Raw genomic sequence first — 20,122 nt, forward strand, 5'->3', positions numbered from 1 at the left:
TCATCATCTTAGTGGCAGTGATTTATTGATTGTCGTGTTTGGCATATTGGCATAGCCAAGCTAATGTGGTATTTCGGCTGGCGGTGTTCATTTTGCCAGCCGTTTGGTGAGTTACTTAAGGGACTGTGTTCTACAAGATGGGTTTTATAAGATATGTTTTATAAGATATGTTTTAAAAACCTTCTAGTACAATTTTGCCTTTTGACTTGCCTGATTCAAGCAGCTTATGTGCTTTTTCCAAGTTTGCAGCGTTAATTTTGCCTAGATTTTGGTTAAGGGTACTTCTAATTTTTTGCTGGTCAACTAATTGGGCAACCTGTTGCAGCAGTTCACCTTGCTTTTCGATATCATCGGTTTCAAACATTGAACGGGTGAACATGAGCTCCCAATGGATAGAAATAGATTTAGTCTTAAACGGCATAATATCAAAGGTTTGTGGATCATCGATCAATCCAAGCTTGCCTTGTGGTGCAATCAGAGAAACTATTTGCTTGATATAGGTGTCTGTATGATTGGTAGAGAAGACATATTTTGGTTTTGCAATGCCTAGTGTCTCGATTTGTTCGTTTAAATCTTTGCTATGATCAATGACATGGTCGGCACCAAGTGATTCCACCCAAGATTTCGTTTCTTCACGCGAAGCAGTTGCTATAACCGTCAGATTGGTTTTTGCTTTTAGGAGTTGGATAGCAATTGAGCCTACACCGCCTGCACCACCAATAATCAAAATACTGCCAACGTCGGTTTCTGAAATTTGAAACCGATCAAACAGCATTTCCCATGCCGTTATTGCAGTTAATGGCAATGCTGCGGCTTCTGCATTAGATACTGTAATGGGTTTAAGACTGATAATTCGTTCATCAACTGCTTGAAACTCAGCATTACTACCATCTCGGGTTAAATCGCCCGCATACCAAACACAATCTCCTACTTTAAACGAGGTAACTTTTGAGCCAACTTCAATAATTTCCCCAACGGCGTCCCAACCTAAAATACGATTATTTGCTTCAGACGAATTTTTTCTCACTTTGGTATCAACGGGGTTTACAGAGATTGCCTGAACTTTTACCAGTACATCACGTTCTTTAAGCGCAGGCTTCGCTTTTTCAATATCTACCAATGAGTTTTTAAAATCATCCTGGTTATTGATAACATACGATACGGCTTTCATGGATTTGTCCTTTTATAATAGTGGATTTAATAGCGGGTTAGTTTAATTAAATGCAGTGTTTTTAGTGTATTGCAGACAGGCTAGCTTGGGTCAGTCAGTCTAATCTGATAGAATTAATGAAAAATAGTCGATATTCTGAGTCTATACTAAAGGTGTAGGGTCAAGGGCGTAACGTTAAGGGCACCAGGTTAAGAATGCTAGCTAAGCTCACATTTTGCGCCTGTGTTTTCGCCAAAAATAGCCCTTGGTAAAATGCCGTCATTCATCGTAGTATCAGTGTACCCAATCAAGGGTAGCGACTGCAACATCATTTACACCTGATCACTTATGCTTGTTTCTTTGTTATGGTTAAAGCAAGCATAAAGGAAGGGGGTAATATCAACCTCAAATTTAAGCTGATACAGACATTCCCCACGACTTAAAGCATAAATGTTTATGTAACCTTTGTACAACAAAGCTATGCGCTAAAGCCGTTTGACATGGATATAACAGTGGTTTAGACTCAATTTTGATTCTAGTCAATGTCGGCTAGTCAATATTGGAGTATTAGTGATGGTTAAAACCGCTTTATATGTCCGTCTTGAAGCTAAACCAGGTAAAGAACAAGAAGTAGAAGATTTCCTAAAAGCTGGTCTGCCTATCGTCAATGAAGAACCCGCCACAGTTGCATGGTTTGGTCTACGCCTTGGACCTTCAACTTTTGGTATTTTTGATGCATTCCCTGATGAAGCAGGTCGTGAGGCTCATTTATCGGGCAAGGTTGCCGCCGCTTTGATGGCTCAAGCAGATGAACTATTTTCAGAACCGCCTTCTATTGAAAAAGTAGATGTGTTGGCAAGTAAACTACCAGCTTAGATTGAAGCCCAATTCTCTTGAGCTTAAGCCTCTTAAAGAGCTGCCTAAAATATTAACTAAAAAGCAGCTCTTTATTATAATTATATCACTTCACTTAAATCAGTCACTTAGCTAATCGGTCATCCCATACTGTATCATTGACGATTATTTGACTATATGTATCCAATTACAATATTTTCTTAACTTGCTGATAGCAAGCCATGTGCAAATTTAGACTTTGCGCCATTTAACTACTTACCCTGTAATTAATCATATCGCTTTGTTGTTTTAATCGTTACCAAGTTTTAAATCAATTTTTAAATCAAGTTTTAAGCTAGCTATCTTACTTAAAAAAACTGCTTTTCCCGATTGATTAAATTTTATTATTTACACTATCAATAAATCTACACTACAAATAAATAGACGACTGGTCTATTTTTGTGTATAGTGACGGCATGATGACAGCAAAATCCCAGTGTTGATTAGCGTTGACCAATATTTGCAGTGTTAAGAAATTTTTTAAGTTTGTTGGACGGGTAATATTTGCTTAAATATCAGTCGCGCAATCTTTTTCAATGCTATTAGTCAATGCTACCAATCAATGCTATTAAATAAAGGATTGATTTGCTCGGCATCTTGTACATTGCGCACACGACTTACTGCGGTGCTCATGTAGCAATAACCCAAATTCTAAAAACTATCAGAGAAAATAATATGAAAATTTTACTTGTTCTGACTTCACATGACAAACTCGGCAATACGGGTAAGAAAACAGGTTTTTGGCTAGAAGAACTTGCCGCACCGTATTACACCTTTATTGATGCGGGTGTTGAAGTTACCCTGGCATCACCTCAAGGGGGGCAGCCACCGATAGACCCAAAAAGTAACTTAGCCGATGCGCAAACTGAAACCACTCATCGCTTTGAAGCAGATCCCGTAGCTATGCAAGCATTGGCACAGACCCATAAACTTAGCGAAATTTCTATCGCTGATTATGATGCCGTGTTTTACCCAGGCGGGCATGGTCCATTGTGGGATTTGGCAGAAGATCCGATTTCAATTGCTCTGATTGAACAAGCGATTGAGTCAGGAAAACCCGTTGCTACAGTTTGTCACGCCCCAGGTGTTCTTCGTCATGTAAAAACCAGTGATGGCAAGCCTTTGGTCAGCGGTAAATCTGTGACGGGTTTTACCAATACTGAAGAAGAAGCAGTGGGATTGACCGAAGTTGTACCGTTTTTAGTCGAAGATATGCTCAAAGAAAAAGGTGGTCATTATTCTAAAGCGGGTGACTGGCAAGTGTATGTCCAAGTAGATGGCTTACTAATTACTGGACAAAATCCTGCCTCTTCTGCTGCAACTGCCAGCGCACTGCTTGAATTGTTAAATAAGGAGTAGCCCATGTCTGCGTATGTGGTATTTACCCGTGAGCAAACTACAGACGCTGAGGAACTGGCGCAATATGCACAAAAAGCGCCGCTTGCTCGTGAAGGTCGTGAGCTAACACCCTTGGCTTTTTATGGTCAATTAGAAGTGCTTGAAGGCAATGAGATTGAAGGCGCTGTTATCTTACGCTTTCCTGATATGGCAGCCGCGCGAGACTGGTATCACAGTCCCATCTATCAAGAAGCATTACAACATCGCCTAAAAGGGGCAAATTATCGTGCCTTTATCATTGAAGGTGTTGAAGACGCTATTTAAAAAAAGCACTGCTATCAGACTTACTAACCTACAAGTTAGTACATGAGTGATATTCATTGCTATCAAGTTGATGTCATAGCAGCCCAGTCATACATAATGATTAGGCTGCTATTGTAATTTTTGCAGTTACTATTGTTGTGAAGCTAAGGTAGTAAAACTAAGTGGCTGTGGTATAAAAAGTATGCTCACTATACCCAGCCATAATTGACATAGTGAAACAGTAAATCGAATACTTTAAAATGATTTTCTAATTTCTTAGAAAAACAACACGTCTTTCGGAATACACGCCTAAGCCTTTGCCTAAAGCGATTGTTGTTGCCTTCAATATCAACCGTATGGCGTTTACCTACTTGTTTAAAGTCAAAATCAAAGGCGGTTAAAAAACTATCCCAGTTATCACAGCAGATATAGCCAAAGTCAACGCCCATTTTTTCAAGCTTGGCTCTTAGCTCTCTAGCCGTCTTTAGATTACGTTTACCCCATACGAAGGCAACAATCTCACTTGTTTCTGGGTCATAGGCATAAACAAGCCATACCTTGTTTTTCTTGTGCCCCACATATGTCCAAAACTCATCAACTTGCAGTTTTCGATAATACCGTTGTTTGGGTTTTATATCATGGTTTGAATTGACCAAAACGCTTAATACTTTGTACTTGCTAACTTTCTCAATGACAACAATGTCAGCAACACTACAGCCTCGTACTAACATTAAACGTATCTTGTCATCAATATCGCTTTTACAGCCTTGGTAACTTAGCTCCGTTTCATGAATGAATTGTCGATGACAGTCTTTGCATTGATAGTTCTGCTTGCCATAGATTTTCCAGCCGTTTTTCTTTATACTTAAGCCAAGACAGCTTGGGCATCTGATTGTAATTTGTGTCTTCATAACCTCAAATTATCATCTTTTTCTCAAGCTGTCTTTTTTATTTCTACTTCAGCATACTTTTCAAACCACTACCAACTAAGTTAGTGAGCTTAAGCCAGCAAAGCTAACTTTTAAGACTTTCCACTTTTTAATAAAAACGCTGTCGCTTTTAGCGCTTGATGTAATGGTGTTTTATCTTTTTGCAGCTTACTTAATAACGCTGCACCCATCCACATTTGGTAAGTCACTTGGGCTACCGTCAAGGCATCAGTATCTGCTTGGATAGACCCATCTTGTTTGCCCAAAACGATGACTTCAGCAATCCGCTGGATTACCTTATCAACGCCATCGGACATAATAGCGCGCATATCTTCAGATAGGTCAGCGACTTCTGCAGCAAGTTTTACAATTAAACAGCTATCTGCCCAACTACATGGCGCATCAGGATCTTCAATCCACAGGTTAAAATACCCGATTAGTTTTTGATAAGCGGATTGGTCGCTACGCCATAGTTCATCTAAACGGCGTTGGTAATTATCTACATAATACTGTACCAATTCACAGCCGAAAGACTCTTTAGATTTGAAGTAATGATAAAATGAACCTTTAGGGATCTCGCAGCTTTGTAAAATTTCTTGTAATCCCACACCGCTAAAACCTTTATGCAAAATCAGGTCAGAACTGGTGTTAAGAATGTGTAAGCGTTTTGCTTCAGACTTCTTGATAGGGGCAGACTCCATAGTTATTGTGTACGCTATTATAAAAAATAGACCAGTCGTATAGTTTTTATTATAACTTATCTACAATGAATGTAAAGACGTTTTCATTGAATGTGTTAACTATTAACATCAATAATTCAATATAAAACAAGTATTTATATAAAATTAGATAGTGATTAGGTGATTGATTCAAACAGTCAAAACCCAATCACATGAGTATGGATTTAAAAGTATGGTTTTAAAATAGGGATTGACGCTAATGGCTATTTGATTATTACAATCCAAAAAATAAAAAACCACTGAGGATTAATGCACCTAAGTGGTTGTTTTATATGGTGGGCCCACACAGACTTGAACTGTGGACCAAAGGATTATGAGTCCTCTGCTCTAACCAACTGAGCTATAGGCCCGAAAGGGTAGTGTCACAAATATCGATAAGCAAATTTGTCAAAACTAGGCTGATTATAATACCTTAAAAAATTATTTTTGCAATGTGGAAATGGATAATTTTATGCAAAACGCTGATTAAATCAGCATAAACTTGTCTCATAGGATACGCATTACTTGTCTTGTGTCACCGCAATCATTACACCCATATATTTATTGTCATTGCGCGAGAGCGTCTGACTATACAATGCTGAAGCGCTACCGCCATCCAAAAACAACGCATTGTCACAGCCCAATTGTGATTTGAACAAATCCGCAAACTCATAAAAGCTGACAGGGGTATCGCTCAGCACAAATTTGACGCGGCTAGGATTGCGACCACATACGCCAACACCATTGCGGTACTTTCTCGAGGTACTATTGGCATCAAATGCCGGATGGATATTACCATCGATGACTAGCATGGGTCCAGATTGGGTGGCAAAAATCGGTTTTGCACCGCTTGCCAGTTTTTTTGCCATGCTTTGACTTTCAGTGATATAAAAACCTTGATGGTCTTGCCAAAATACCCCGTTGGGCATTAGGTGAAAGTTACCGCCGCCTTGCTTGAGATTTAAGGCTCGGATTTGCTTGCCATTGATGACCGTATATCCAATTGGCGCAAAATTGCCATCGTACATCCCTGCATTCATCGCAAACAACAAGGTTTTGGCAGGTTGCTGGCTTGCCAAATAATCGCGCAGGGTAGTAAAGGTGAGTAATAACGGGTGGCTCGTGGACGAGGGATTTTGCCACTGTAGTGAAAAATTCGCCGCGTTTTTAGCATCAAGCTCGCAGATACTGTAGTCGAACGGCTGGTTTTTGCGTTGACAATCTGGGATGGTTTTGACAGTAAACTGACGTGCCAAACCGATACTTGCCACCAATAATAGCGCCAAGCATAGGCTGACAACAACTGCTTGTGTTTTTGTGATGTTTGAGAGCGTCATAACATTGAGAGAAAACTTAGAGAGAAAATTTAAGCTATTGGCTACTATATCATAGTTGCGTATCACAGAATATATCCGCCATTTATTACAAAAAACTTGTTCAACTTGATATTCTAGCAATTTCGACTTAACAGTGATGAATTAAACTAGTTTTTGCCCTCAATATCATTATAATAGGCAACTAAGAGCAGCACCCCCCCCGTGTCTTCAAATCGCGATTTGACAGAGCCATTGGGCAGGGTACGGGCTGTTTTTACAGTTTCTCACACTTAAAATCATAATCCCCTTCAATTTTAAAGGAAATTAACATGGCCATTGAACGTACGTTATCAATTATCAAACCTGACGCAGTTGCAGGCAACCACATTGGCGAAATTTACAGCCGTTTTGAAAAATCAGGCTTAAAAGTTGTGGCAGCAAAAATGTTGCATTTAGACAACGAAAAGGCGGGCGGTTTCTACGCTGAGCACAAAGAGCGTCCATTTTACAATGATTTAGTCTCTTTCATGACTTCAGGTCCAGTAGTCGTATCAGTACTTGAAGGGGAAAACGCAGTGGCTAACCACCGTGAAATCATGGGCGCTACCAACCCAAAAGACGCCGCTGAAGGCACTATCCGTCGTGACTTTGCTAACAGCATTGATGAAAACGCGGTTCACGGTTCAGACTCAACCACATCTGCAGCCCGTGAAATCAGCTATTTTTTCAATGACAATGAAGTTTGCCCACGTACGCGTTAATCCTAACACAACAAAAAACGGCTTAAATTTTAAGCCGTTTTTTTATTGACTATCACTCAGATGGTTTATCATTAAGAAGTAGCAATGCAAAAACAAGGATGCAAAATTAATATTAATAGTTTTATTAAGGAAACTAAAGAAACTTAATTTAACAATTCATAACAAAGAGCACATAGAGCATAGACGCAAATTCGCTAAAATAAATTCATCACGAGATAAATACAAACTTTGTTGACTACGATATCAATAAGACAAAAAATAAAATAAAAAACGATAAAAATACAAAAGCCATAATTTGGCATTATGGCTAACATCAGTAAAACAAAGAAGAAGAAAGAAACAATAAAAATAAAAACAAGTAGTGCATTACCCACTCCCATCAAGTTCCCCACTTGATGGGTTTATTTTTATATTATATAACGTTATATAATAAAATACCATAGCAATTTACTAAGGTTTATCAATTTTTTTACACGTTATAGGGTGAATCTTGTTTGATAGCCAACTTTTAACTCAAGCAGCGATAATAACTGGTCATGCCAAGTTTTTATTCAAAGTCGTTATCCAAAGCTTTTATTTAAGGCAGCCTAGCTACTTGTAAATCATGCTTTAACCGTTAAAATAGAGACCGATAAAATAGACACCATTAAACCAAACAGAATAGCCTACCAAAATCACGACAGTAAGATAGAAAAATAGGATTAACCATGATAAGAATCGGTCAGGGTATTGACGTCCATGCCTTTGTTAATGACGGCACAGAAAACCAATTTATAACATTAGGCGGGGTACAAATTCCCCATACCCACAGTTTGCTTGCGCATTCTGATGGCGATGTGGTGTTACATGCGTTGTGTGATGCGTTGCTTGGTGCATTGGCACTGGGCGATATTGGGCAGTTTTTCCCGGATACCGATGAGCGTTTTCGCAATATAGATTCGACCATTTTGCTGAACCAAGTGTACCAATTTATCCAGTCAAAAGGCTTTGCGCTGATCAATGCCGACATCACTATCATGGCAGAGCGTCCAAAACTATTGCCTTATCGTACCGAGATTCAATCGCGTATTGCTGGTGTCATGGGCTGCGCGGTTGACCAAATCAGCGTGAAAGCCACCACGACTGAAAAGCTTGGGTTTACCGGTCGCCAAGAAGGGATTATGGTGAGCTGCGTGGTGTTGCTTGAACAAGTGACTTCATCAGATTAATGGAATTTTTGGGTGGTTTTGCTGCTGACTTTTTTTGGGTGGGCATCTTGAATGCTTACTTTCGATAACCATTATAGCGTATAATAGCAACCCTGCACTCATCATTAGTGAGTCAAATTTTAGCTGTGAAGATAGCGCTCTACTTTAACAAGGGCCTGATAAAGGAATTTCATATGACTGATATGAACCAAACTGACATCGAACAAACCATCCGTGACCAAATCGCTCAACACAGCGTATTGCTTTATATGAAAGGCACGCCACAGTTCCCACAATGCGGTTTTTCTGCGCGTGCGGTGGATGTGCTAACCCAAATTGGTCGCCCATTTGCGTTTGTTAATATTCTTGAAAACCCAGAAATCCGTGCAACTTTGCCACAGATTGCTAACTGGCCAACTTTCCCACAATTATGGGTAGCAGGTGAGCTGATTGGCGGCAGTGATATTATCTATCAAATGTTCCAAGACGGTGAATTACAGCCCCTAATTGAAGCCAATAGCCCAGCGGTTTAGTTTTACTACTAGCGGGTTAAGGTTATTTCTTTTTTAACGTTTTTGTTGTCATGTATCCATAACCATGTATCAAGTCCTAGCACGCAAATATCGTCCAAAAAACTTCCATGAGCTGCTGGGACAAGAACATGTGTCCAAAGCATTAATCAATGCCATCCACAATCAGCGCTTGCATCATGCGTATCTGTTTACGGGTACGCGCGGCGTCGGCAAGACCACCATTGCCCGTATTTTGGCAAAATGCCTTAACTGTGAGACAGGGGTCACAAGCGAGCCTTGTGGCGTATGTGGTGTATGCCAATCCATCGATAGCGGTCGCTTTATTGATTTGATTGAGATTGATGCGGCATCACGTACCAAAGTTGAAGATACCCGTGAATTACTCGACAACGTACCGTATGCACCAACGCAAGGTCGCTACAAAGTCTATCTAATTGATGAAGTGCATATGCTATCGACGCATAGTTTTAATGCGCTACTCAAGACCCTCGAAGAGCCGCCAGCGCATGTGAAGTTTCTGCTTGCGACTACTGACCCACAAAAACTGCCCATTACCATCATCTCGCGTTGTCTGCAATTTGTACTCAGACCTTTGCCGCAAGTGGCGCTAGCTGAATATCTTGGTACGATTCTGAACAAAGAACAAATCAGCTACGAGCCTGATGCCTTATGGCAGCTATCGAGCAGTGCCAAAGGCTCCGTGCGCGATGCGTTGTCACTCACTGATCAAGCCATTGCATTTGGCAATGGCAATGTCACAGATGAAGTGATTCGCCAGATGCTTGGCTTAATTGACCAAGCCGATGTCATCGCTATCCTTGCTAATATTTATCAGCAAAATACCCAGCAGCTGACGCAATCCATTCAGCTTCTGCGTGAGCAGGTGGTGGATGCCAAAGCCGTATTTGACAGGTTGGCTGAGACGCTACATCAATTGGCCATTTTGCAGGTCTTGCCAAATTTTGATTTGCAAATCAATCGCCAGCAAAGTGAGCAATTGCAACAACTGGCTCAGCAGTTACCCGCAGAGCTATTACAACTATATTATGACATTGTGGTAAAAAGCCGTGAAAACTTGGCATTAGCCAATACGCCGATGCAAGCGTTAGAGATGTGTTTGCTGCGCTTGATGGCGTTCAAGCCACTGCATCGTAATCAAATTCCGCTTCGTCCGCCAATCGCTAATAATCCTGATTCTCAAAGTCCTGATTCTCAAAGTCCCGATTCTCAAAGTCCCGATTCTCAAAGTCCTGACACAACGTTTAGCGAATCCATACAAGCTGCAAAATCTTCAGTGCTGGCTCAAAATAGCGTACAAGTAAGTTCGGAGCAGAGTGATAATAACTTATCGAATGACAATCTGCTCAAATCTGCGTCAAACGTTGATAGCGTTGATAGCGTTGAACAAGGCATTGAAGAAAGCATTGAACAAGGCACTGAACAACAGGCATTTGATGGTAGCCATTTAATATCTATCGATAAAGCCGCGTTCAATACCAGCACACAGCAAACGCCACCCATAGAAGACGATGCCAATCGCTTATCTGATGTCAATGTTAATGAACATGTCAATGTCAACGTTAATGTTGACAATCCCCAATACACTAGCGGGGCAGAGGCTAGTGATATAGCTGATATATCGCCACTGGCATTGCTCAAACCCACTGATGTACCACTTGAAGGCGAATGGACGCCTGCCAAATGGGATTATTGGGTATTTAATGCCCGTGAACAAGGCTGGCTCGATGATGATGAATTAGTGCTTGCCAAACGCGGGGTGATGACTGGCGAGATTCATGGGGTTAGCCAATTTTTCACTGAACAAAGCTTTTTGACCCATACCGCAACTTTTGATAATTTTTGCCAAAAACTTCGACAGCTTTTTGAGGGTATTGATATTCGTTTGGCGGAGGGGGCAAGTAATTTTCAAGCGCTAGAGCAATTAACACCAGAAGCACTCCAAGAAGCCCGCGAAAAACTAGCGTTACAACAAGCTACCCATCAGCTTGAACAACAAGCAGTTACCCAAGCGCTGTTGCAGCAACACGCCTCGATTAGCGCTGTTAAGTTAATTCAATAAGTCAATTTAATTTATATAAATTCTAATTTTTACTTTTTTAACAGACGAATAATTGAAGAAAACCAATATTTGTTAAGAAAATCAATAAAATACAATATTAAATAGTTGAAAAAATATTAATAATTTTAGTTAATAAATCCCGATGTCGTTTAATTTATCTTGCTAATAACGTATAATACATCAGCTTTTAAAAGTGACTTTGATTAAGTGATAAAATTGGGTGAAATATGCTTGATAATTTAAGAGGCATGGCGGTTTTTGCAAGTGTTGTACGTCATGCTTCATTTAGTGGTGCTGCAAAAGAACTGGGCATAACAACAAGTGCGGTTAGTCAACAAATCCGCTCGTTAGAAAACGATATGGGTGTGGTGTTATTGCATCGCTCGACTCGTAAGTTAAGCTTAACAGAAGCAGGCACTAGTTTTTATGAGAGTGCCAAAGATGTGGTTGCGGCAGCCGAACAAGGTCGTATCCGTGTCAATCAATTACGCGATGAGTTAGCAGGGAACTTACGCATTGCGACCACGCCAGAATTGGGTGTGAATCATATTTTACCGGCGCTGTCGACTTGGATTTCGGCGCATGATGATTTAACCATCCATTTTGAAGCGGACAATCAGTATGTTGACTTGATTGAAGAGCGTATCGATATCGCCCTTCGGATGTCACCAAACCTTAATGACAGTAGTTTATCGGCATTTCCTTTGACCGAGATACGTCAGCTGCTGGTGGCTTCACCGCATTTTTTACGTCAAAATGAAAAATTGACCGAGCCAAAAGATTTGGCCAAACTCAATATGATTGGCATTAGCCTTATCAAAGATCCCAATCAAGTTGATATGATCAATGTGGAAACAGGTAAAAAATCACGCGTGCGTATGCCAACGCGTATTCAAACCAACAATATTATGCTTGCCACGACCCTTGCCAAAGAAGGGCATGGCGTTGCCCGTATCATGTCACTCGATATCCAAAAAGAATTGGCAAATGGCGATCTAGTAGAGGTATTGCCAGGTTACCAATTACCAAGTTATATGCTGTATGCGGTAACACCTAGACATGAACAACAACCTGCGAAGGTGACGCGCTGTCTTGAAGTATTGACTAAGTATTTTGCTAAAGTTTAGCGGTTGGACTGTCAGTAGTACCAATAATTAGTAGCAATAAACAGTTGAATAAAAAACAGTGTAATAAAAAGCGAATAGTGAAGGCTATTCGCTTTTTTATTGAGGCTGATAGTGGCTATCAAGGCTGTCTGTCAGGCGGCGCTTGGGTGACGCCATAGCGAGCGAGATGTTGATGCAGGATGCGACGCAACTCCAAAATCGCCTGCGGGCTAGTATGAACATTGTGACGACCGGTAAGCACTTTTTCAGATTCCACGCCTTCTAAATGCGAGCTGTTGTATGGCACAATACCATCGGAGATACGGTCGGTTGCGCCATATTTCACCGATTCTAAGAGTTGCTTTTTCTCATCCAGACTTTGTTTGGCTTGCGCCAGACTCGTGGTGTTATACAGCTTGGTCTCTGTGGCGGGTTTCACGGTCGCGGTTGTATTGTCATTTTTTAAAGATGTTATGGATGCCGATACATCATCAGTAGGGCTATTGGCTGCCTTAGCGGTAAGCTGTTCGAGCGCATTGGACAAATCCCTATCATCAGTGGCGATGATGTTATTGACGGCAACATTGGGCGCGATTGTGACATCTGCCGTCAATTGGTTAAAGTAAGAGTGGCTGCTCAACTGGCTCGCGCCATTTTCCAAAAATAGCTGTGCCAGCGGATTGCTTGCAACCACCCCTTCAGTAAATAGCGAATTTAAATTGCCATACACGGTGCGGATAAACCCTGCCGGTAGCGAGATGATACGGCGTAGACCGCGAGTAAACCAGCGATCGGCATAATCGGTACCGCGAAATGGCGAAGAGATAAAAATCGCGCGATCGACCTGCGGCAGCGCTTGAAGTTTGAAGCGGTCACTGAGCGTTTTGTTTTGCGCATGACGGACAAATGCCGCGTAGCCTGCTGAAAAATTATTCATCTGTGAGTAATTGGCAACCAGCGATTCGACTTTGGGCGTTAAGTCATCATTTGATACCAACAAACGCCCAATCACCCCACCCATACTATGACCAATCAGCACCGCATGTTGACTGGCAACGTCCTGCTGCTTAGGATCGACAGTTTTAAAAGTGCGTTCAATCAAGTCATAAATTTGGTGGCGGTTTTCTAGCATCGGGATATTGGTTGGATAAAAAATCTGCCAAACTTGGAAGTTTTCGCGAAGTTTTGGGTCATTAAAAATGTCATTGGTCAGTCCAATCCAAGTTTCAGGACTCGATGCCAACCCATGCATCATGATAATCACGCGTTTATTAGGATTGTAGGGCTCAAGCATAAATAAATGCGGCTGGGTTTGCTGATACGGCGAGGAAAACATACTAAAATAACTGATATTGCCTAGTCGATTGTCCTGTGACCACAAGCCGTAGGCTGCCGAAAAATTCGCCGATAGCGCAAAATCTTTGTTGAGTATAGAGACACTTTTAAACTGATAAGGATCATAAATATTGAGCGAAAAATCGGTGGTTTTTTGCAACTCATCGATGGTATTGCCTTTGGGCACCAACACCGCGGTCATAGGCAAATGCCCTGTTTGGTGGATACGCTCTTCTAACGGTGTATCATTGGCATAGTGTTGCAACAAGTCAATAATCACCGCCGTATTGATGCGACTATTGAGTAGCGCCACATAATTGATACCAAAGCCATCGCGGCGACTGATGGTATTAAATTTTGATAAATCAATCTGGTAGCTTGAAATCAGTTTCATCGATGCCGATTTGTCAGTAAATGGCTGTCCATTGATATTGACACGCAGGTTGTTGCGAGTGATTTGATAGTTTTCTGCCATTTTTTGATGATACAAGCGATCACCTAACGCATCGATGGCAGCGTAATACAAGTCCTGAATTTGGGTATCGCGTTGTTTTGGCAGATAATACAATTGTGACGGTTGTTGATTGACGACGGCTGGATTGAGGATATCGTACATCAAATAAATGTAAGAAAACCGAATCGATTGTAGCATATCGTCTTGAAAGGCGGTGGTACAAGAGATTTCATCGGGTTTGGGCGCTACAATGTCGGTCTTGCCAACCAAATCTTTGGCATAGTCTGTGGCCAAATCTTTTGGCGGATTGGTACAAGTTTTGGCTTGCTGGCGCTGCTGGGCAGAGGCGTAAAACAGCTCACTAATTGCGCCATAAATCCCTTTATCGGTATTAAGATCCGCTTGCTTGAGCGTCACTACACAGGCAGGCATATTTGCCAAGCATTTTTCTTCATCTAAACCTGCCTGCACTAAACGGCTTTTGGTGTCAGAACTCAAGCGGCTGCCCGATAACACGCTGACGCGCTGATCCATGATGGCTCTTGCAGTATCGCGGCTACCGATTTTGGTAGTGGCGCAGCCAGTAAGGGTGATGATAGTAACCAATGTCGTCGCCGTGATGAGAGACGTTTGACAAAATCTAGTAGATTGGTTTGTTAGCGGCATGGTGATTTACTCGGCTAAAATAGAGCAAAAAAGGATAGAGCAATAATAGATAGCACAAAAAAATGTAGCGCAAAAAATCTGCCTATCACTGAATGATAGGGTGAAAAAAATCACCATGCTAAAATTCAACTATGATGGTGAATTAGCATGGTGACTTAGCAGTGATATTAAACCACGACTAGGGTATGAACGCAAAAAATTATTGAACGACTTTTGCAGGGATATCCCAAATGTAGTATTTACCGCTATTGACGATGCGTAATTGCTCATCGATATACGGATTGTCTGGATTTTTGGCCTTAAATTCCGTTAACCGTTGAATGGCACGGTCTTTTTTGTCATCCAATAAATCCGCTTGTGCCAAACTTTGTGTAGCTTCTAGATAGCCCATTTTTTCGGCTTTCTCTAAGTACTTGGCACCTTCTTTAAAGCCGCCACCCTCAGCGAGCATTGCGCCATATAAGAAGTTGGCTTCTGCCGTGTCATTGAGCCTCACAGCACGGGCGATATAATTGCCTGCACGCACGGCATAATCAGAACCTAAATCCAGATTACGACCCATGGCATTGAGTTTTGCTGCACGCAGTAGCACCTCATAGGAGGCATTTGGGTTTTGTGCATAGCTTTCAATCCATGCGGTCAAGGATTTGAGTCGCTCAGTGGCATTGTAGCGCTCAGTACGGCTCGAAAAAACAGGGGGGTAGTGACGTGCCATTGGGGTAGCATAAGTAATAAAATCGTCTAACACGCTGACATCTAACTGTGTACTATTATCCGTGGTTCTTGGAACCACAACGGTTTTTATTGTTGAGATATTACTAAGCGTTAAAGTCGGCAGTGGGATATTGGCAAGATTTTGCGCTGAAATATCCGTGCCTACCAATTGTACGCTGTTGGTAGATGGATAAATCACGTTGGCAACCGTGGGGGCGGTCAAGACAGGTACTATCATTGAACCTGTATTTGAGGTGGCTGACGGCGGTGTCGTTTGTGGGGTAGTATCCTTCACGCTATGACTGACTGTATCAGCCGATTTTTCGGTTGATTTGTTGGTGGTTTTGGCTTTGGTCACCGTGGTTTTTTTAGTTACTGTTGTCTGGGTAGCGGGTTTTGCCGCGGTGGTTTTGGTGGTGGTGGTCTTGGTCGTTGTTTTTGCGGTTGCCGTTGCAGCCATCGCTACAGTGGCATTGGTTGCCATCAAAATAGCTAAGGTGTAGGCTAGGGGGGTATAGACTAGGGTTTTTACCATGTGAGTCATTGAAATTTCCTTAAAAAATTGGGTGGGATTAATTGCACAAATCAATCAGCTTATCCCATAGCAACAATGTAAAGCAATAATGTAAAAATACTATCAAAAAAAAATAAAGTTATTGTTATATTTTTACGCGAAAACAGCGCGCTTAAGCAAGGTTATAGCAATAAACACGCCAGCTAACGATTGAGGCAGTCAGTCATGCCCAGTTAAACATGCTTGGTTAAATATGATACGCCACCGTTTTCATGCAGTTAGCCAAAAAGCGCATCGTGGTTTTGACGGGTAGGGGCAATGGGCTGGCGCCTGACTCGACTGCTTTATCACGGTGGTGTAATTCTTCTTTATCCATTTGGCTTAAAATCTCAGCACTGCGTTTATCTTGGGCAGGCAGCTTACCAAGATGGCTGTGTAAATGCTCGCTGACTTGGGTTTCTGTCTCTGCGACAAACCCCAGACTAAACTCATCAGAAATCAATCCCGCTACCGCACCCATGCCAAACGATAGCCCATACCAAAGCGGACTAAAAATACTGGGATGGCTACCCAATTCATTTAACCGCGTCTCACACCACACCAAGTGGTCAATTTCCTCTAGCGCAGATTGGTGCATGGCTTTTTTGACCGTTGCTTGTTTGGCGGTAAATGCTTGACCGTGATACAGTCCTTGCGCGCACACTTCGCCGGTGTGATTGATACGCATGAGACCTGCGACATGACGCGCTTCTTCCACGGATAATTTTGGCACATCGGGGCTAGAGACAGGCAAAGGACGGGTGCTAAGATTGCTGTTTGGAATAAACGAGCGAATCGCCCGATCAAAGAAGACAATATTGCGGTCTAGCTTACTGAGTGATAGGTTGTTTTGTGTTGGTTCAATCGACATAGGCGCTCTATTCAAAGTGTTTGCAATCGCTATTATGCGCAGAATATAGCGTTAATTCTACTCAATATCACAACTTTTGACTAGCAAATCTATGTAGCTGATGGGCGATTTGGCTATTTTGTAAAAATCCCGTGAGAGGCTAGGCAATCACGGGATTTTATGTGATAACGATATATTATACCGGTGGTAATTGTGAACGGTAAGCTTCTGCAAAGTTATGACCCGTTAAGGCTTCAGTCGCTTTGACCGTGACATAGCTACCTGGGGCATCGCCATAGGTTGGGATTTCTTTACCTTGGCTATTTTGACCGACAACACGGGCATTGATTTCGTTGCCCTCAAATGGTTTGATCCAGTCATGCCATCTTGTCCACCACGTGTCTTTAACATAGGTGGCGTCTTTGTACCATTGGTCAGCGTCCGCAGTGTAGTTATCGTTGGTGTAATAACCATATTTACTACCTGGGGGGTTCATTATACCGGCAATATGACCTGATTCTCCCAACACAAATACTTTCTCACCGCTAAATACTTGCGTGCCTGGGTAACAGCTTTTCCATTTTGCAATATGGTCTTGCAAAGTTGCGACCATAAACACGGGAATTTTAACTTTTGATAAGTCAATTTTCACGCCGTCAATTTCGACCCCACCCGGTTTACGCAGCAAGTTGTTGATATAGAACTCACGCAGTAGAAAATGATGCAGCGCAGCGGTCACGTTGGTACAGTCTGAATTCCAGTATAACAAGTCAAAAGGTACAGGGCGCTCGCCTTTGAGGTAGTTTTGTACGTAGTAGTTCCAGTATAGGCTGTTCTCACGGAGTAGGCTAAATGACACGCCCATCATTCGCCCATCAAACACGCCTTTGTCGGCGTTCTGCTTGTCAATCGCCGCAACGATTTTATCATCGATAAAGACGCCGATATCACCTGGATCTGAGAAGTCAATAATAGTCGCCCAAAGTGTCGCACTGGCAATACGGCTTTCTTGCTTGGTCGCGGCAAGATAGCCTAACGTCAATGCGGTCAACATACCCCCAATACAATAACCTGTAATATTGATGGTTTTTTCACCCGTGATGGCTTCAATTTGGTCCATCGCTGCAAGCACGCCGTCTTTCATGTAAGTGCTCATGCCAACATTTTTGTACTCAGGGGTCGGGTTCGCCCAAGAGATAACATAAACTGTATGACCTTCGTTGACAGCCCAATGTACAAACGAGTTGTTCTCACGTAAGTCCATGATGTAGAATTTATTGATCCATGGTGGCACCATCAGCAACGGACGTTGTTTTACTTTTTCGGTTGAAGGGTCATACTGGATGAGCTGCATCATGTGGTTTTCAAATACCACTTTTCCTTTTGAGGTGGCGATGTTGTCACCCACCCGGAACGCACTCTGGTCAGTCATACGGATATTGAGTGTGTCAGCGCTATTACCCATGTCCTCAGCCAACTGCTTCATACCTTGAACCAAATTTTGACCCCGACTTTCGATGGTCAAACGGAGTACTTCTGGGTTGGTCATTAAGAAGTTGGTTGGGGCTACTGCATTGATCCATTGGCGGGTAAAAAAAGCCAAGCGTTGACGGGTTTTTTCATCAATGCCTTCAACGCCATCAATCGCATCCATCATCGCTTGGGTGGTTAATAAATAATACTGTTTTAGGAAGTTAAAAATAGGATTGTCTTCCCATTCTTCATCACTAAACCGTTTGTCGCCTTTTTCAGGACTTGCCACTGGGTCGATTTTTTTACCGGCAAATTGTTGTAGCGTGTTTTGCCACAAGTGCATTTGGTCTTTGAACAACTGCAATTGGTCTTCAACCATCGTGCCTGGGTGATTGGTCACCATTTGACCCATTTTACGCCAGCCATCCATTAAGTCCATCATGATGGAGGTATTGGTGTACTGTGGCGCTTGGTTGGCACGCATTGATTGCTGTGCAATCTGTTGGCTTAGTTTGGTCATATTGCCAAAAAATTCGCTATAGAATTCACCGACCGCAGGATTGTAAGGCGGAATACTAGCGGCCATGTGAGCAAACGGATTGGTTTTGTTCAAAAAATCCAGCGGATTTTGCGGCAGATCAAAGGCATTGGTTCCGAAGTTGTTAAAAGGATTGCTACCAAAACCAAATGCATTATTGCCAAAGGGAAAATTGGCAAATGGCGTGTAGCCAAAAGCATTGGTAGTGGTATTCTCTGCGCCTTGGGTGTTGGAAGTATTGCCATTTGAAGCATTGCTATTTAAGACATTGTCGCTTGAGAACTGGGCGTTCGTTCCTTGATATTGGGTGTCTTTATTGTCTGCCATGATAAGTCCCGTTATTATGATGTGCTCGATAAGAATTCGCTGTGAATGCGCATGCTTACTTAAAAATATGGTGGATTAGGCATCTGTCTAATCCACCACTTTTATAGATTCATAAGCCGCTATTCATCTATCAGGTAAAACATAAATAGCGGTTTATAAATGATACAGTCTTAAGAATGACTACGATGCATCAAACCAATTATTTTGCCGCAGGGTTTGTTTTCGCTGCAGGTTTTACTGCTTCGCTATTTTGTGTTACATCATTATTGGTGTGCGTTGCTGCAGCAGTCACGTTAGTCGCAGCTTTGTTCATGTTTTGGGTGGTTTGTTTAACCGCTTCTGACATTTGGTTTGCCGCTTTGTGCATGTTTTCGTTTACTTTGCGGTTAAAGTCTTCTGCCGTTTTTGATGCGTTGCTAGCGGCGCTTTGCATGGCATCTTGCATACTTGATGCATTTTGGCTATAGATTTCATTCATCGCTGACATGACTTCATTACGGATTTCGTTGCCAAGCTCAGTCAAACGCTGTGCATCTGACAACATTTTTTGACCCAATTGGTTAAGCAGCTCAGTTTGTTTTTGGTTAAAGCTTGAAGCCGCTTCTGGAGAATCAACAGAAGAAACATTGCGAAGTTGCTCAAGACCCATTTCTGAGTAATGACGCATTGTTTCTAAAGAAAAGTCAGTCATTTTTTCCGCATTTCTTAACATCGCTTGGTTGAAGCGAGACCATGGCGCGTACATTTGACGTGAACCATCTTTCATTTTATCCATAAAATCGTTGTTCATAATTGACCTCATTAGGCTACCAGAAAAAACAAGAAGGGTATTGGACAATACCAAGTTGCGATACATTTTCTAATCAAAAATATGACTAAAATGAATGTGATAAGAT

General features: G+C 42.0%; 17 protein-coding genes and 1 tRNA gene. 8 read left to right on the forward strand and 10 right to left on the reverse strand.

Annotated elements, in window-relative coordinates:
- Positions 1-172: 172 nt before the first annotated feature.
- Complete coding sequence (locus ACAM39_RS02445; protein WP_369628105.1) at positions 173-1,171, reverse strand: zinc-binding alcohol dehydrogenase family protein; 999 nt, start codon at positions 1,169-1,171, stop codon at positions 173-175.
- Between the two features lie 552 nt (positions 1,172-1,723).
- On the opposite strand from ACAM39_RS02445, the gene ACAM39_RS02450 reads away from it, so the two are divergent.
- The 3 genes from ACAM39_RS02450 (at position 1,724) to ACAM39_RS02460 (ending at position 3,706) form a co-directional block, all read left to right on the forward strand.
- Entirely contained in the window at positions 1,724-2,026 is a 303-nt protein-coding gene (locus ACAM39_RS02450; RefSeq protein WP_369628106.1) for a putative quinol monooxygenase, read from the forward strand.
- 693 nt (positions 2,027-2,719) lie between these two features.
- Complete coding sequence (locus ACAM39_RS02455) at positions 2,720-3,403, forward strand: type 1 glutamine amidotransferase domain-containing protein (RefSeq protein ID WP_369628107.1); 684 nt, start codon at positions 2,720-2,722, stop codon at positions 3,401-3,403.
- A gap of 3 nt (positions 3,404-3,406) precedes the next feature.
- The gene (locus tag ACAM39_RS02460; RefSeq protein ID WP_004961451.1) at positions 3,407-3,706 is read left to right on the forward strand and encodes a DUF1330 domain-containing protein; all 300 of its coding nucleotides are present in this window, start codon (positions 3,407-3,409) and stop codon (positions 3,704-3,706) included.
- Between the two features lie 188 nt (positions 3,707-3,894).
- On the opposite strand, the gene ACAM39_RS02465 is transcribed toward ACAM39_RS02460, so the two are convergent.
- The 4 genes from ACAM39_RS02465 to ACAM39_RS02480 all read right to left on the reverse strand — a co-directional run bounded on the left by ACAM39_RS02465 (position 3,895) and on the right by ACAM39_RS02480 (position 6,670).
- The gene (locus tag ACAM39_RS02465; RefSeq protein ID WP_369627291.1) at positions 3,895-4,596 is read right to left on the reverse strand and encodes an IS1 family transposase; all 702 of its coding nucleotides are present in this window, start codon (positions 4,594-4,596) and stop codon (positions 3,895-3,897) included.
- Positions 4,597-4,706: 110 nt separating this feature from the next.
- Entirely contained in the window at positions 4,707-5,315 is a 609-nt protein-coding gene (locus ACAM39_RS02470) for a TetR/AcrR family transcriptional regulator (protein ID WP_369628108.1), read from the reverse strand.
- Between the two features lie 312 nt (positions 5,316-5,627).
- Positions 5,628-5,704 (reverse strand) — tRNA-Ile (locus ACAM39_RS02475).
- A 150-nt stretch (positions 5,705-5,854) separates the two neighbouring features.
- Positions 5,855-6,670, reverse strand: coding sequence for a phosphodiester glycosidase family protein (locus ACAM39_RS02480; protein WP_369628109.1), 816 nt, complete (start codon positions 6,668-6,670; stop codon positions 5,855-5,857).
- A gap of 308 nt (positions 6,671-6,978) precedes the next feature.
- Here ACAM39_RS02480 and ndk point away from each other — a divergent pair, with 308 nt between their 5' ends.
- From ndk to ACAM39_RS02505, 5 genes are all read left to right on the forward strand, one after another.
- The gene (gene ndk / locus ACAM39_RS02485) at positions 6,979-7,410 is read left to right on the forward strand and encodes a nucleoside-diphosphate kinase (RefSeq protein ID WP_369628110.1); all 432 of its coding nucleotides are present in this window, start codon (positions 6,979-6,981) and stop codon (positions 7,408-7,410) included.
- Between the two features lie 707 nt (positions 7,411-8,117).
- The gene (gene ispF / locus ACAM39_RS02490) at positions 8,118-8,618 is read left to right on the forward strand and encodes a 2-C-methyl-D-erythritol 2,4-cyclodiphosphate synthase (RefSeq protein ID WP_239741560.1); all 501 of its coding nucleotides are present in this window, start codon (positions 8,118-8,120) and stop codon (positions 8,616-8,618) included.
- Between the two features lie 173 nt (positions 8,619-8,791).
- Positions 8,792-9,130, forward strand: a complete 339-nt coding sequence (grxD, locus tag ACAM39_RS02495) for a Grx4 family monothiol glutaredoxin (protein ID WP_007116440.1) — start codon at positions 8,792-8,794, stop codon at positions 9,128-9,130.
- 64 nt (positions 9,131-9,194) lie between these two features.
- On the forward strand, positions 9,195-11,210 hold the full coding sequence (gene dnaX, locus ACAM39_RS02500) for a DNA polymerase III subunit gamma/tau (RefSeq protein WP_369628111.1): 2,016 nt from the start codon (positions 9,195-9,197) through the stop codon (positions 11,208-11,210).
- A gap of 227 nt (positions 11,211-11,437) precedes the next feature.
- Entirely contained in the window at positions 11,438-12,337 is a 900-nt protein-coding gene (locus ACAM39_RS02505) for a LysR family transcriptional regulator (protein WP_065263258.1), read from the forward strand.
- A 118-nt stretch (positions 12,338-12,455) separates the two neighbouring features.
- Here the strand turns inward: ACAM39_RS02505 and ACAM39_RS02510 are convergent, their stop codons facing one another.
- The 5 genes from ACAM39_RS02510 to ACAM39_RS02530 all read right to left on the reverse strand — a co-directional run bounded on the left by ACAM39_RS02510 (position 12,456) and on the right by ACAM39_RS02530 (position 20,016).
- On the reverse strand, positions 12,456-14,771 hold the full coding sequence (locus ACAM39_RS02510) for an esterase/lipase family protein (protein ID WP_369628112.1): 2,316 nt from the start codon (positions 14,769-14,771) through the stop codon (positions 12,456-12,458).
- Between the two features lie 199 nt (positions 14,772-14,970).
- Positions 14,971-16,029, reverse strand: coding sequence for a tetratricopeptide repeat protein (locus ACAM39_RS02515; protein WP_369628113.1), 1,059 nt, complete (start codon positions 16,027-16,029; stop codon positions 14,971-14,973).
- Between the two features lie 217 nt (positions 16,030-16,246).
- The gene (gene coq7 / locus ACAM39_RS02520) at positions 16,247-16,909 is read right to left on the reverse strand and encodes a 2-polyprenyl-3-methyl-6-methoxy-1,4-benzoquinone monooxygenase (RefSeq protein WP_051500389.1); all 663 of its coding nucleotides are present in this window, start codon (positions 16,907-16,909) and stop codon (positions 16,247-16,249) included.
- 175 nt (positions 16,910-17,084) lie between these two features.
- Positions 17,085-19,226: a class I poly(R)-hydroxyalkanoic acid synthase gene (gene phaC / locus ACAM39_RS02525; RefSeq protein WP_369628114.1), complete on the reverse strand. Its 2,142-nt coding sequence runs from the start codon at positions 19,224-19,226 to the stop codon at positions 17,085-17,087.
- Positions 19,227-19,425: 199 nt separating this feature from the next.
- Positions 19,426-20,016, reverse strand: coding sequence for a phasin family protein (locus ACAM39_RS02530; RefSeq protein ID WP_369628115.1), 591 nt, complete (start codon positions 20,014-20,016; stop codon positions 19,426-19,428).
- Between the last annotated feature and the right edge of the window lie 106 nt (positions 20,017-20,122).

The organism is Moraxella sp. K02 (assembly GCF_041154755.1).
Lineage (GTDB): Bacteria > Pseudomonadota > Gammaproteobacteria > Pseudomonadales > Moraxellaceae > Faucicola.